We start from the raw sequence: 13644 nt of genomic DNA, 5'->3' as shown, positions 1-13644 counted from the left end.
CTGGAGCGCGGCTCCCCACCCCCCGGAGGGTGCATGTCTCGCAAGGTGTTCGTCGTCGTGGCCGGGCTGGCGCTCCTGCTGGCCGGCGTCCTCGTCTGGCTTCGCGCCTCCAGCCCTGTCGCGTCGGCGAGCGGCGTGACCGTGACGCACGCCGTGTCTCCCACGGCGGGAATGGCGGGGGCCCCGGGGCAGGACGGGGGGCCGGCGACCGCGCCCGTGGAACAGCCCATGCGGGACGCGGACGGGGCCCTGCGCGTGGAGACCGTCACGCCAGCGGGGCCGCTCGCGGGCGCGGAGGTGACGCTGTACCTGCGGGGACCGGCGGCGCCGGGCTCGCGGCTGCCTTCATGGCGCGTGGCGGGGCAGGGCCGGACGGATGCGGCGGGAGCGCTCGTGCTGCCCGCGCGTCCCGGGCCCTATCTCGTCACCGCGCGTGCGGAGGGTCTGGCGTTGGCGCGCGCGGAGGTGACGCGGCCGCGTGGAGAAGCCCAATCCACGGTCCGGCTCCTGCTGGAGCCTGGCGTGTCGTTGACGGGCCTGACGGTGGAGCGCGCGGGCGGTGCGCCAGTGCCGATGGCGGAGCTGACGCTGACGCCGCACACGGGCTTCGAGGACGCGCTCCCCGTGTTCCTCCAGACGGGCGCGTCGGTGCCGGACGAGGCGCGGCACGAAGCGCTCAGCGACGCACGGGGCGCGTTCGGGTTCCACGGGCTGGCGCGCGGTGAGTACCAACTGGAGGCGAGGGCTGCCGGCCACGCGCCCCGCCGCATCGCGCGCGTGCACGTCCCGGGGACGGACGTGCGCGTGGAGCTGGAGGGCTCCGCGTTCATCGAGGGCTTCGTCACGCGCGCGGATGGGACGCCCGCGCCGGGCGCACGTGTGAGCGCCTGGGGCGAGGACGGCGCGGTGGAGGTGGAGGCCGGGGACACGGGCAGCTTCTCTCTGGACGTGCCCCCGGGGTCGTTCCAGGTGACGGCCCGTCACGCGCAGGAGACCGGCGCGGCCGGGGGCGCGGTCGTCGTGGGGCCGGGCATGACGGTGAAGGACGTGCGGATCCGCCTCGGCGGCGCGGCGTCACTCGTGGGTTGGGTACGGCGCAAGGACTCGGGTGAGGCCATCGCGGGGGCCACGGTGGGCGTGCGCGCGCATGGCGACCGGGCGGACCTGCTCCAGGCGCGCTCGGCGGCGGACGGGCGCTTCGAGGTGGGCGGGCTCGCGCCGGGCGCCTACGACGTGCAGGTGAGCGCTCAGGGCTTCCAGCCGCTCACGCGCACGGGGCTGGGCGTGCTCGCGGGGCAGCGCTTCGAGCTGGTGCTGGAGCTGGCGGCGCCCGGGCGCATCGAGGGCACGGTGGTGGATGGCGCGGACGCGCCGCTTCCCGGCGTGACGGTGGTGGCGCAGCTCAAGTGGCGGCCCCTGCCGGACGCGTTGCCTTCAATGACAGACGCGCAGGGGCGCTTCACGTTGGAGGACGTGCCGGAGGGCACCGTGTATGTCGCGGCGCGCCGCGCGAACAGCGAGGACGCCGTGCGCCAGCCCGTGCGCGTGGAGGCGGGAAAGACGGCGACGGCGCGGCTGAAGCTCGTGGGCGAGGGCGTGCTGGAGGGCACGGTGCGCACCGGGGACGGACAGCGGCCTTCGGGCGCGGTGACGGTCACCGCGCACCGGGTGGATGCGCCCGCGTCCGAGTCCGTCGACGTGCCCGCGAAGCCGGATGGAACGTGGTCGATGCGCGTGGGCGCGGGGCGCTACCAGTTGAGCGCGTGGCTGTCCGCGCTGCGCTACCAGAACGGCGACCAGCAGCAGGTGGTGGAGCTGGAAGCCGGAGGCCGGCGTCAGGTGGACCTGGTGGTGGGCGAGCCGAAGAAGCCGCTCCGCGTGACGGTGCTGGAGCCCAACGGCGCGCCCTCCGTCCGGGCGACCGTGATGGCCACGGAGGCGGGCCACTCCGACATCCAGGCGGAGGAGATGACGGACGCGTCCGGCCAGGCGGTGCTGGCGCTGGATGGGCTGGGCTCGGACGCATGGCGCGTCTGGTCCACGAACGGCGGACGGCAGGGCGAGGCCGCGCGCGTGTCCGCGACACAGAAGGAACTCACGCTCCAGTTGAAGCCCGCCGCCCGGCTGAAGGGCACCGTGAGCTCCGCCGGAGGCCGCGAGGTGCGGGGCTTCACGTTGACCGTCACCGCGGCGCGCGGCGAGGACGACTTCCTCTCGCGCGTGGAGCGCCAGTTCTCCGGAGACAGCTTCCAGGTGGACGACGTCTTCCCCACGCGCGTCACCGTCACGGCCACGCTGCCGGACGGGCGTGCGGGCAAGGTGGACGTGACGCTCGCGTCGGGCGCGGAGGCCGCCGTGGAGGTGGTGGTGGACGCGGGCGGCGGCGTGTCCGGACGGCTGGTGGACGCGCGCACGAACGAGCCGCTGGCGGGCGCGTACGTGGACGCGGACGGCATCGCGTCCCCCACGACGGGCGCGGACGGCCGCTTCGAGCTGAAGGACCTGGCCCCGGGCCCGCACCGGCTCACCGCGTGGAGCCGGGGGCGGGAGCTGGTGGACCGGCGGGTGACGCTGGCGGCGGGGAAGACGCAGGCCCTGGGGGACTGGCGCCTGGGTCCCCAGCGCGTGGAGCCGGGGCGGCTGGGTCTGAGCTTCGGCATGACGGGACGGGACGTCATCATCAGCGGCATCGCGGAGGGCGCGGACGTCGCGGGCCTCCAGGTGGGGGACGTGGTGCGCTCCATCGACGGGGCGGTGGTGCTGGACACGGGCGAGGCGCGGCGGCGCGAGCTGGGCGCGCCGGGCAGCCCCGCGGTGCTCGCGCTCCACCGGGGCGGCCAGCCGCTGTCCTTCACGTTCATCCGCGCACGCTGAGGGCCGCGCGGCTTGAAAGCGTGGGGCGGGCCCTGACAGCATCCCGCGCATGGATGAGCGCTTCACCCCGGAGCACGAGGCGTTCCGCCGCACCGTGCGTCAGTTCGTCGAGAAGGAGCTGGCCCCGCACGCGCTGGAGTGGGACCAGGCCGGTGAGTTCCCTCGCGACGTCTTCCGCCGCTGCGGCGAGCTGGGCTTCTTCGGCATCAGCCACGACACGGCCTGGGGCGGCAGCGGACTGGACTACTGGTACGTGGCCGCCTTCGCGGAGGAGCTGGCCCGGGCGCGCAACGGCGGCGTGGCGATGTCCCTCCTGGTGCAGGGGCAGATGGCCACGCCGGTCATCAACGAGCTGGGCACCGACGAGCAGAAGCGCGAGTTCCTCGCCCCCGCGCTCACCGGGGAGCGCATCGCGGCGCTGGCGATGAGCGAACCGGACGCGGGCTCGGACCTGGCGCGGCTGCGCACCACCGCGCGCAGGGACGGCGACGACTACGTCATCCAGGGCGCCAAGACGTGGATCTCCAACGGCGCCCGCGCGGACTTCCTGGTGCTGGCGGTGCGCACGGGCGGGGAGGGCGCGCCGGGCATCTCGCTGGTGACGCTGCCCACGGACGTGAAGGGCTTCGCCGTGTCGAAGAAGCTCCAGAAGGTGGGGCACCGCTCGTCGGACATGGCCATCCTCTACTTCGAGGACTGCCGCATCCCCGCCCGCTACGTGCTGGGCCGGGAGAACGACGGCTTCTTCCACATCATGAACAGCTTCCACGCGGAGCGGCTGGTGACGGCGCTCTACACGGTGGCGGTGATGGACGACCTGCTGCGCGAAGCCATCCGCTACGGCCGCGAACGTCAGGCGTTTGGAAAGCGATTGCTGGACTTCCAGGTGTGGCGTCACACCTTCGTGGACCACGCCACCCGCGTGGAGGCGGCGCGGCAGCTCACCTATCAGGCCGTCCAGCTCTTCAATCGCAAACGCAAACAGAAGCCGGTGAAGGAGATTGCGATGGCCAAGCTCCTCACCACGGAGCTGGCCCAGCGCGTGGCCTATGACTGCCAGCAGTTCTACGGCGGCATGGGCTACGTGGAGGAGTCCCACGTCGCGCGGGCGTGGCGCGACGTGCGCATGCTCACCATCGGCGGCGGCACGTCCGAGGTGATGAAGGAGATCATCGCCGGGACGATGGCGCTGTAGCCGCTCAGGCGGCCTTCTGGCTGGAGTCCTTCTCCAGCCACTGGGCCACCTCCGCCCCGTTGCCCTTCCACGTCGTCGGGGGCCCGTCCACCGTGCGGCGTGAAACCTCCAGCTCCCAGCCCACCTTCACGGGGCCGACCTTGAAGCCGGGCGCCATGGTGACGCCCCGCTGCGTGTAGTTCGTCTGCTTGTACTCCACGGTCGCGTCCTTGCCGGCGGTGTTGAACGCGCCCGGCACGTCGCCCTCCAGCAGCTTGTCGAACGTGCCGTTCTTCACGAGCGTGCTGGGGTTGGCCTCGATGCTGACCTCGTACGACGTGCCCTTGCCGTTGCCCTGGACCAGGGCGGCCCCCTCCACCGACAGGGTGACCTTGCTCTTCTGGTTCGCCGCCATGTCCTTCATCGCGGGACCGAGCGTGCCCTTCGGATCCTTCAGCACGTCGTCCACGTTCACGCCGGTGGGCAGGGGATAGCGCGTTTCAATCTCCAGCTTGCCGCTGCCCTTGACCGTGCCCCCCACCTTCGTGCCGGCCTCCAGGGGAATCTTCATCCGGTCCGGCCCGACGAGGGTGCCCTTGGCCTCCATCTTCCGGCCCACACCGCCGCCCACCTCCACCTGGGCGGTGTCCTTGATGACGAGCTCCGGCGGCTTGCCCTCGGGGAACTCGATGCGGACCGTGCGGTCCGCGCGGAGCTTGCCGTTCACGTCCCCGGAGTTCGCCAGGGGGCCCGCCGGGACGGGGAACTCCGCGGCCACCTGGGCGGCGCCCGTGCCCCGGAGCTCCACGGCGGCCATCTTCCCGCGCAGCCACGCCAGGTCTTCCGGAGGCGGCATGTCGGCTGTGCCCGCGATGTTGCACTGCATGCCTGTCTTCAGGCGGTCCATGATGGCGGTGGCTCGCGCCGCTTCCTGGGGCGTCTCGAACTTGAACTCCACCTTGCCGCCGCCACCGGCCAGCAGCTTGGCGTCGATCTTCCCGTTGTCGAAGCCCACGCCGCCCAGGACCTCCGAGTCCATGGTCAGCCGGTAGTTGGGCCCCGGCACGCGGTTGCCCTTCTCATCCGTCCGCATGCCCTCCTCGCAGCTGACTTCAATCTGCGCGCGCGTCTGGAGGCGGCCCACCTTGTAGCCGCCGTCGAAGCCGCCGGACGTGGAGTACTTGTCCCCCGGCTTCATGGACTCCAGGTCCGCCTGCGAGCCCGTCACGTCGGTCGCGGCGCCCAGCACCTTGAGGGCCCCGTCCACCTTCGACTCCAGCCAGGTGAAGCCGGGCACGTTGTCGCGCGCGCTCTGAAGCAACTGCTCCATCGCTCCCGGCGGCTGCGCGGTGCCGCCCACGCCTCCCACGGCCACGGCATCCGGCTGCACCTGTCCCTCGGCGCCCGCCACGAGTCCCAGGTCCCCGGGGCCATCGCTCGCGGCCCCACCCGCCACGGGGTTCGCCTGCGCGCCTCCGTTGACGCCGGCAGGACCCGCGCGCCCGCCGCGCACCTCGAACCCGTCTCCCGCACGCCCGACAGCGGGCCGCTGCGCCGGGCGGTTCGCGGGGCCCTGCGACGGGACCTCCGGAAGCCGGCGGGGGGCGATGGGAGCGGGGGAGGGCTGCATGCGGGACAGGAAGGTCATGACCGGGGCTCCGTGGCGGGTGGAGGCCCGCCGTTCCCCTACAAGCCGCCAGGGACGGAATTGTTTTGCATTTCCGTCCGGCACCTTCCCGAATCCCCCTGCAATCCCAGGGGGTTACAGCAGGCCTCCGGGGCTATTTCCCCAGGATGCCGCCAAGCATCCCGCCCAGCCCGCCACCGCCCTGGGGGCCGCTGCCGCCGCCGGAGCCGCCCGCGAGCATGGGAGCCACGGCGAGGATCTTCCCCACCAGGCCCGGGTCCAGGCGGGACTTGAGGAAGTTGAGGAGGATGGGGGCCACGAGCGTCGCCTTGCCCGCGTCCAGGTTGAAGCGCTGGAGGATGGCCACCACGCCGGCGATCTCCCCCGCGTGGGCCGCCGCGCCGCCCAGGGCGCCCATCAGGCCGCCACCGCCACCGCCGCCGCCCGCGCCGCCGAGCATCCCGCCCAGCGCGCCCATCAGGCCTCCGCCGTCACCGCCCGCCGCCGGAGCCTGGGCCTGGGCCTGCTGCTGCCAGCCCTGCATCTCCGGGATGGCCTGGTCCATCTGCCGGGCCGCGTCCGGGCCGACCTTCTCCTGCACCGTGCCCTGCACCAGCTTCAGGAGCGAACCCGCGAGCCCCTGTGCCTGCGTGCCATCCACCCCAAGCTGCTGCGAGAGCTGTCCGATGAGGTCCATGCGCCGCGCTCCTTCACGTGTGTCGAAAGTGAGAGGCGGCGGTTGTAGCGCCCGGAGCCGGGGGCTGGCTGGAAAACCGGAAGGGGCGCCCGCGAGCGTTGGTCTCAGGACGCCCGCGCGGGCCCTACAGTCGGGTGAACGACCAGCTCAGGGCGCGTCCCCCCTCGTAGGGCATGACGCCGTGGAAGGGGCGCGGGTCCGCGTCGAACACGAGCGGCAGGAAGTGCCGGTCCCCGTCCCACAGCGACAGGGACGGGATGGAGGACACGGGGACCCAGGACAGCGAGCCCTCGGGGTTCTTCTCCAGCGGCGTGCCCGTGAAGGCGTCGATGCGGAAGATGAAGCCCAGCCAGTCCTCGCCGTGCTTGCCGAAGCCGGGCCAGGACAGGGTGCCGCGCAGGACCATGCGCGTGCACTCGATGCCGGCCTCCTCGCGGATCTCCCGGCGCATGCACGCGGCGATGTCCTCGTCGCGCTCCATCTTGCCGCCCAGGCCGTTGTACTTGCCGTAGTGCGCGTCGTCCGGGCGCGCGTTGCGGTGGATGAGCAGCACCTGCTGGCCGTCCGGCGACATCACGTAGCCCAGCGTGGCGACGATGGGGGTGTAGGGCATGGGCCGGTTCGTCCCCTGATTCGAACGGGGCGTCAAGCCATCTGGCGGCGACCCCTACGGCGACGCGCCGGTCGCGGCCCCGGGCTGCGGTTCGTGACGGCGCCACAGCTCGACGGCGGGCGAGTCGGGGGACACGCCTCGCGTGTAGTTCGCCTCGAGCCAGCGGCGGCTGTCGGGGGACAGCTGCCATTGGCCGCGCGCGCCCAGGAGCACGAAGTCGCAGTGCCCCAGGAGCGCGACCATGCGCTGCTGGGAGGCCGGGCTGGCGAAGGCCGCCGCCGCGTCCCGGTAGCGTGCGCCCGACGTGAGCGCGTCCTGGAGCATCAGCGCGTAGGGGTCCACGGGCACGGCCTGCCCCGGGAGCTTCGGCGGCAGCCTCCCCGCCATGAGTCCCCAGCCCGGCTCGAAGCCGCACAGCGACGCGTCCGGCGGGACCTGCTCCCGGATGTAGCGGGCCTGGAGGACCTGCTCCGGAGGCCGGATCTCCGCACCGCGCAGCGCCTCCCGCACGGAGTGCAGCGGCCCCAGCAGCACCAGCCCGAACGCCACCGCGCCCACCGGCCGGGCCCTCGCGGCGGCGAAGCCCACGAGCGCCGCCGCGCCCAGCCCTCCGAGCAGCGCCTCCGGGCCCGCGAGCAGCGCGTTGTAGTTGGACCAGTAGCTGTGCGCGGCGAGGTACGCGGCCACGGTGAGCAGGTAGGCGGTGGCGACGAAGCGCTCGGGCGCGGCCTCCGCGCGGGTGCTCCGCCGCACGGCCCGCACCAGCGCGACGCACAGCCCCACCGCCGCGAGCAGCAGGGCGTAGCGGCGCCGCTCGTGGGTCATCTCCCGCAGCCGCTCCCAGCGCGACATGACGCCGTCCTCGGGCCGGGCGGACTGGAACCACAGCACGTCGCGCACGAAGGCGCCCGGGGCCATCAGGGCCAGGGGGCCCACCAGCGCCATCGCCGTGAGGGATGCGGCCAGCACGAAGCGCCGGGTCAGGCTCCAGCGCGGCTCGGACGCCCGGGCCACGAGCGCCGCCGCGCCCCAGATGCCGCCCAGCACCTTCACGGAGGTCATCACGCCCGCCAGCACCCCGGCCAGGCCCGCGCGGCGGGGCAGGGGCGCGCGGCCTGGCGGCAGGAGCCAGAGGTTCGCCAGCCCCAGGCCGCACAGGTTGAGCAGCGGATCCAGGAACGGCCCGCGCTCCATGGTGACGACCTCCGGGTGCGCCGCGTAGGCCAGCGCGGCCACCACGCCCGCCACCGGCCCCCAGGCCCGCATCGCCAGCCGCCCCACGAGGACGGTGCTCACGGCGCCCAGCCCGGTGGCCAGCCAGCGGGCCAGCGCGAAGCCCGTGGCCGGGTCCCCGAAGGCGCCCACCGCCCCGGCCGGTGCGCCCAGCAGCAGCGCGCCCGGCGGGTGCACGAAGAGGTAGTCGCGGTAGGGCAGCAGCCCCTTCCACAACAGCGTGGACGCCGCGGCGTAGACGCCCTCGTCGTAGTTCACGACGTAGCCGAGCGCCCCGGCACGATGGAAGAACGGCAGGGCCCGGAGCACCCAGGCACCCACCGCCACCGCCGCCAGCGCCCAGGGCCACCCACGCCGGGCGCTGCCACCCACCCTCAACCACGTCAATCCGTCCAAAGCGCGAACATGCTACGCGCCGGGTCCGGTTCCGCGCGAGGGCAGGCAAGAACGAATCAGTAGTTCCAGGCGGTGCAGTCAGTCGTCGTGCGCGTGACGAACTCCGCCAGGGTGCGCATGTTCCGCACGAACGTGCTCGTGTCGAGGTAGTCACCCGGCGTCGCACCGCTGCGCGGCCCGCCCGGACTGTACGTGGTGATCCACCGCTCGTTGTTCACCGCCGTGTCCACGGCCTGCGCCGTGTCGGCGCGCAGCTGCTGGCAGGAGCGCTTCATCACGGTGGTATCGGTGGCCAGCCGGTCGTACTCCGCGCGGATGGCGGCCAGCTGCGACGGACCCTCCCAGCCGTAGTTCTGGTAGGTCGGCGGCGCCAGGGAGAACTGGGCCGGGTAGCCGCCGGCCTTCACCGTGTAGAAGCCGATGTTCGACGGAGCGGTGTCGTCGAGCTCGATGTACCGGGAGATGAGCGTGTTGTTGTCGTGGTCGACGGTCTCCAGGTACGCGAGCGCGGTGCCGACCGCGGCGCGGTTCGCCGGCACGCCCGGGTCCAACTGGTAGAGCCGCAGCAGCGCCCACATGACGTCCTGGCTCTCCTGTCCGGCAATCGCAGGCGCCTCCCAGCTTCGCGCCCAGCGCGGCTGCATCTGGATGTCATATTGCTGCGCCCAGGCGGGCTGGGGCTGCGGCATCTGCGCGCGGCGGAGGAAGTCCCCGTACGCGGTGCGCATGGACTGATACGTCGGGGCTTGAGAGGGATAGATCTCCTTCGCCCAATACAACATCTCCACGAAGGCCGTCGCGAGGTTGTCGTTCAGCGTCGGGTCATCCCAGTACTCGTTCGTGTAGGAATTGGCGTAGCAGTTCGCAAGGCCACACGAAGTCCCGATCGACGGCGGGTAGCTCGCGGAGAGCGCGGGCCGCGCGGCGACGGGGCCGGCGAACCCCTGCGGAAAGCCGCCGTTCGTGGGGAACTGGGACGTCTCCACCCGGGCGCGGGCGTACGCGGAGGCGCCGGAGATGTCCGTGTTCGCGAACCCGAGGAGCTGGTCGGTGCGCATCATCGCGATGAGCGCGTTCTGGGTGACCTGGTCGTCATAGACCGTCATCGTGCAGCCGCCGCAGCCGCAGCTCGCCGTGGTGTTGAGGTAGCAGCCCCGGAGCGTGGGCGTCGGCTTGAAGTCCGCGTAGAGCCGCCAGCCTCCGGACTTCACCTGCCCCTGGCGCAGCGCCATCGCCGCGTCCAGTGCGTAGGTCTTGAGCGCCGGAGTCGCCGGGTCCGCCAGGGCCGCTTCGACAAAGGCAATCGTCACGTCCGAGGTGCCGGGCGACTGGATCATGATCTGATCCACATCCAGCTGGATGTCACCCCAGCGTTCATCCAGGTTGGTGGCGTTCTGGTGCCACGCATAGCCGCCGTGGCGCGCGACGTTGTCATGGAAGTACTTCGCCGCGTTGCGCATGCGGCCCAGCGCCTTCTGCCGCAGCGGCGTCGTGGCGGACTGCTCGGTTTCACCGAGCTGGACGTCGGTGTCGGGGGATGCACAGGCGAACGTGGAAAGGAGAACCAGCGCGAGGTGCTTTCTCATGGGTGCGACTCGTAGCACAGCCGTGTCATCCCCGTGGCCGACGTGGAGGAGGGGAACGAGGCCCGGCCGCGCTCGCACCGGGCCTCGTTGGCGGCGCCACTAGAAGCAGGTGCAGGCCGCCTTGTAACACTTGCCCAGACGGAAGCCCTTCGCCACACAGCTGGCGTTGCACTCCTCGGCGTAGCACTCCACCTGCGACGCTTCCGCGGTCGCGGGCGTGGACAGCGCCAGCGTGGCGCCAAACGAAACGAACGCGCCCGCGCCCATCGCGAACAGCACCCGGCCCGCCTTCTTCAACGTCGGCATCATGTGTGTGTCTCCCGGTGTGGATGTTTCGGGGTGAAGCATACCTCACCAGGGAATCCGCATCAGGGCCGCAATCCATGTAAAACTTTCCGGACGCTGTCGACAAAGCTGATAGACCTGATATCCAGGATTTCACTCATCTGGAGGTCCAGCCATGCAGAACCCCCCGTTGTTGTCGGCCGTGGTCCTCGCCGGAGCGCTCTCCGCGCTCGCGGCGGGTTGTGGTGAGGAGCGCTTCGAAGGCTCGCCGGTGGACGAGGCCCCGGTGGGCACGTCCGGCGCGGCGCTCGCGTGCAGCACGCGCATCACCTACGGGGACCGGTGGATCCACCCCGGGCACCCGGAGATGTACGACGTCGCGAGCGGCCTGGTGACCTGGGACGGCAGTTGCGTCAACGAAGGCACCAACTCCTACGCCGTGCTGTCCAACGGCTGGAAGCCCTACTTCACCGGGCGCGACGCCTGCGTGATGGCGCTCGACACGGACTGCTCCGGCACCCAGGCCTGTGCGACGCGCGTCACCTACGGCGCGGCGTGGCTGCACCCCTCGGGGCACACGGCCCAGTACGACGACGTGGGCGGCCGCGTGACCTGGGACCGCGGCTGCACGAACGCGTCCCCCAATTCCTACACGGTCCTGTCCAATGACTGGGCGCCGTACTTCAGCGGCACCAACGCGTGTGGCGTCGCGCTGCGCTACACGGGCTGTGGCGGGCTCTACCAGAACCCCGTGGTGCCCACGGACTGCGCGGACCCGGGCGTCATCCACGACGGCACGCAGTACGTCGCGGCCTGCACGTCGGGCGGCGCGGCCAACGCGTTCGCGCTGCGCACCTCCAAGGACCTGGTCACCTGGACGGCCGCGGGCAACATCTTCCCCTCCACGCGCCGCCCCACGTGGGCCACCGGTGACTTCTGGGCGCCGGAGATCCACAAGGTCGGCGGCCGGTACATCGCGTACTTCACCGCGCGCCACCAGGACGGGAAGCTGTCCATTGGCGCGGCGACGGCCACCAGCGCGCTGGGGCCCTTCACGGACCTGGGCCGGCCCCTGGTGCATGACGCGGGCATGGGAATGATTGACGCCACGTTCTTCTATGACACCGCGGGCGTGCCGTACCTCGTGTGGAAGGCGGACGGAAACGCGGTGGGCCAGTCCACGCCCATCTATGGCCAGACGCTGTCGGCGGATGGACTGTCGCTCACCGGCACGCGGCGCACGCTCATGAGCAACACGCTCTCCTGGGAGGGCGGCGTCGTGGAGGCGCCGTGGGTCGTCGCGCGAGGCGGCTACTACTACCTCTTCTACAGCGGCAACTCGTACGCCAACAGCACCTACGCCGTGGGCGTGGCCCGGGCCACGAGTCCCCTGGGGCCCTACACCAAGCTGGGCAATCCCATCCTCAAGACGGCGGGCGGCTGGGTGGGCCCCGGTCACAACTCCGTGGTCACCGGCCCCGGTGGGGACACGGTCATGGTCTATCACGCGTGGAACAGCGCCCACACGGCCCGGGTGATGCTCGTGGATGCCATCACCTGGCCTAACGGCTGGCCCGCGGTTCCGGAAGCCCCGTCCTCCGGCTCGCGTCCCATGCCCTGACGGACGTTTGGGGATGATAGGCTATGGGCTCCCCCGCCAGGAGTTTCCATGACCAAGGTCAAGAGCCGCTCATCCTCTCCCACTCCTCCGCCCCCGCAGCCCCCTCCCGTCGCTGGCAACAAGCGCAAGGCCTCGGACGCGGGGCTGGGGGAGCCCTCGAGGTCCGGCTCTTCTTCCCCGACGCCTCCGAAGGCCGAGGCCAGCACGACGGGGGCGGTGAAGAAGCAGCGGGTGGAGGGACCGGAGGCCTCGGCCCAGGCCAGCTCCAGCAGCAACGTGGTGGCTTCGTCGTCCAGCACGCCCGCGGGGAAGGACTCCTTCACGGCCGGCGCGGCGGGCAACACGCCGGTGAAGCCGCAGGCCGACGCCCCGGCGGACCCGGCGGCCGCCAGCAAGGTCAAGGCCATCACCCAGCCGGAGATCGACGCGCTGCCCAACCGCGTGCTCAAGGACTTCGCGGAGCTGGGGTATGGCAACGCCGCCCAGCTCCTGGCGAAGAGCCCGACCGCGGTGAAGCGGCTCGACGAAACGTCCAACGCGGGCGTGCTGGTGAGGGAGGGCGAGATCCACGGCCGCTCGCATACCGCACGGAACACGTCCACCCAGAAGGTGACCGTGTACATGTCCCCCATGCTCAAGGGGAAGTCGCCGGAGGACGCGGCGGGCACGTTCATGTTCGAGATGAACAACGCTCACCGGCGCCCCCAGTTCGAGGCGCTGGACGCTGACGTCCGAGGCAAGAAGCTCACCTCCGCCTCCGACTACGCGGAGAAGAAGATGAAGCTCGAGGTGGAGGGCATGCTCCACACGGGCATGGTGGGCCGCGAGCTGGCGCACGGAGGGCACAGCGAGCTGAAGGACCAGAAGGCGTTCTACACGACGGACTACCTGAAATACGCCAGGGAGACCCAGGGGAAGAGCGCGGACGAGAAGCAGGCCTACCGGATGGACCTGGCCAAGGAGCGGATGGACGTCCAGCACAACGGCACGTCACACCGCCAGGTGTACGAGACCCAGTTCGCCGGCATTCGCTGAGCGCCCGTCTCTCCCGGGGGTCTACCGCAACGCCTTCGTGGCGCCGGTGGACCACAGGGCCCAGCCCATCAGCACGGGCTGGAAGAACAGCCGCACCCGCCGCCGGGTGTCCGTGTCCAGACCGAACGCGGAGATGCGCTTGTCGTACTGGTGCAGGTTGCCGGGGAACACCGCCGCGAAGAAGGCCGCCAGTCCCAGCCCGAGCGGGATGCGGTGCCGCTTGTCGAAGAGCAGCGCCAGCCCGAGTCCAATCTCCACCACGCCGGAGAGCAGGACCACGGTGTCCTTGTCCATGGGCACCCAGTCCGGCACCTGCGCCTGGAAGGGCGCTCGCGCGAAGGACAGGTGGCCCGTGCCGGCGAAGACCATGGCGGAGCCCAGCAGGCCGCGCCCCACGTTCTGCGAAGGTGTCGTCCGGGTCTCTTGCAGCACGTGTCCCCCTGCTCCGGTCCGCCTGTCCCGGGAAGATGGGGGCGGAGGGGGGAGGGTGCAAGGTGCGGGCG

Annotated in this window: 11 protein-coding genes; 4 read left to right on the top strand and 7 right to left on the bottom strand. The window is 71.7% G+C overall.

From position 1 onward, the window contains the following. Window positions 1-33 precede the first annotated feature (33 nt). A complete protein-coding gene (locus JYK02_RS27315) occupies window positions 34-2874 on the top strand; it encodes a carboxypeptidase regulatory-like domain-containing protein (protein ID WP_207055484.1) in 2841 nt (946 codons plus the stop codon). Window positions 2875-2923: 49 nt separating this feature from the next. Continuing rightward, the gene (locus JYK02_RS27310) at window positions 2924-4069 is read left to right on the top strand and encodes an acyl-CoA dehydrogenase family protein (protein WP_207055483.1); all 1146 of its coding nucleotides are present in this window, start codon (window positions 2924-2926) and stop codon (window positions 4067-4069) included. Window positions 4070-4073: 4 nt separating this feature from the next. Here JYK02_RS27310 and JYK02_RS27305 read toward each other — a convergent pair whose 3' ends face one another. The 6 genes from JYK02_RS27305 to JYK02_RS27280 form a co-directional block, all read right to left on the bottom strand. Then, window positions 4074-5696: a hypothetical protein gene (locus tag JYK02_RS27305; RefSeq protein WP_207055482.1), complete on the bottom strand. Its 1623-nt coding sequence runs from the start codon at window positions 5694-5696 to the stop codon at window positions 4074-4076. Between the two features lie 133 nt (window positions 5697-5829). Beyond that, window positions 5830-6372 carry a DUF2780 domain-containing protein gene (locus JYK02_RS27300; RefSeq protein ID WP_207055481.1) on the bottom strand — a complete coding sequence of 181 codons (543 nt, stop codon included), beginning with the start codon at window positions 6370-6372 and terminating at the stop codon, window positions 5830-5832. Window positions 6373-6496: 124 nt separating this feature from the next. Further along, a complete protein-coding gene (locus JYK02_RS27295; protein ID WP_120524136.1) occupies window positions 6497-6985 on the bottom strand; it encodes an NUDIX hydrolase in 489 nt (162 codons plus the stop codon). A gap of 54 nt (window positions 6986-7039) precedes the next feature. Continuing rightward, complete coding sequence (locus JYK02_RS27290; RefSeq protein ID WP_207055480.1) at window positions 7040-8605, bottom strand: ArnT family glycosyltransferase; 1566 nt, start codon at window positions 8603-8605, stop codon at window positions 7040-7042. A gap of 65 nt (window positions 8606-8670) precedes the next feature. Then, window positions 8671-10200 carry a hypothetical protein gene (locus tag JYK02_RS27285; RefSeq protein ID WP_207055479.1) on the bottom strand — a complete coding sequence of 510 codons (1530 nt, stop codon included), beginning with the start codon at window positions 10198-10200 and terminating at the stop codon, window positions 8671-8673. Between the two features lie 99 nt (window positions 10201-10299). Further along, window positions 10300-10509, bottom strand: a complete 210-nt coding sequence (locus JYK02_RS27280; RefSeq protein ID WP_207055477.1) for a hypothetical protein — start codon at window positions 10507-10509, stop codon at window positions 10300-10302. Window positions 10510-10660: 151 nt separating this feature from the next. Between JYK02_RS27280 and JYK02_RS27275 the strand changes: the two genes are divergently transcribed. Further along, on the top strand, window positions 10661-12106 hold the full coding sequence (locus tag JYK02_RS27275; protein ID WP_207055475.1) for a glycoside hydrolase family 43 protein: 1446 nt from the start codon (window positions 10661-10663) through the stop codon (window positions 12104-12106). 48 nt (window positions 12107-12154) lie between these two features. Next, the gene (locus JYK02_RS27270; protein WP_207055473.1) at window positions 12155-13141 is read left to right on the top strand and encodes a hypothetical protein; all 987 of its coding nucleotides are present in this window, start codon (window positions 12155-12157) and stop codon (window positions 13139-13141) included. Between the two features lie 21 nt (window positions 13142-13162). Here JYK02_RS27270 and JYK02_RS27265 read toward each other — a convergent pair whose 3' ends face one another. Further along, entirely contained in the window at window positions 13163-13573 is a 411-nt protein-coding gene (locus JYK02_RS27265; RefSeq protein WP_207055471.1) for a hypothetical protein, read from the bottom strand. Window positions 13574-13644: the final 71 nt, after the last annotated feature.

The organism is Corallococcus macrosporus (assembly GCF_017302985.1).
Taxonomy (GTDB): domain Bacteria; phylum Myxococcota; class Myxococcia; order Myxococcales; family Myxococcaceae; genus Corallococcus; species Corallococcus macrosporus_A.
This window is presented reverse-complemented; position numbering and strand designations above follow the sequence as displayed.

Excerpts from the sequence above, each read along its gene's own strand:
- JYK02_RS27315 (WP_207055484.1), top strand. The coding sequence starts at position 34 with ATGTCTCGCAAGGTGTTCGTCGTCGTGGCCGGGCTGGCGCTCCTGCTG.
- JYK02_RS27310 (WP_207055483.1), top strand. The coding sequence starts at position 2,924 with ATGGATGAGCGCTTCACCCCGGAGCACGAGGCGTTCCGCCGCACCGTG.
- JYK02_RS27305 (WP_207055482.1), bottom strand. The coding sequence starts at position 5,696 with ATGACCTTCCTGTCCCGCATGCAGCCCTCCCCCGCTCCCATCGCCCCC.
- JYK02_RS27300 (WP_207055481.1), bottom strand. The coding sequence starts at position 6,372 with ATGGACCTCATCGGACAGCTCTCGCAGCAGCTTGGGGTGGATGGCACG.
- JYK02_RS27295 (WP_120524136.1), bottom strand. The coding sequence starts at position 6,985 with ATGCCCTACACCCCCATCGTCGCCACGCTGGGCTACGTGATGTCGCCG.
- JYK02_RS27285 (WP_207055479.1), bottom strand. The coding sequence starts at position 10,200 with ATGAGAAAGCACCTCGCGCTGGTTCTCCTTTCCACGTTCGCCTGTGCA.
- JYK02_RS27280 (WP_207055477.1), bottom strand. The coding sequence starts at position 10,509 with ATGATGCCGACGTTGAAGAAGGCGGGCCGGGTGCTGTTCGCGATGGGC.
- JYK02_RS27275 (WP_207055475.1), top strand. The coding sequence starts at position 10,661 with ATGCAGAACCCCCCGTTGTTGTCGGCCGTGGTCCTCGCCGGAGCGCTC.
- JYK02_RS27270 (WP_207055473.1), top strand. The coding sequence starts at position 12,155 with ATGACCAAGGTCAAGAGCCGCTCATCCTCTCCCACTCCTCCGCCCCCG.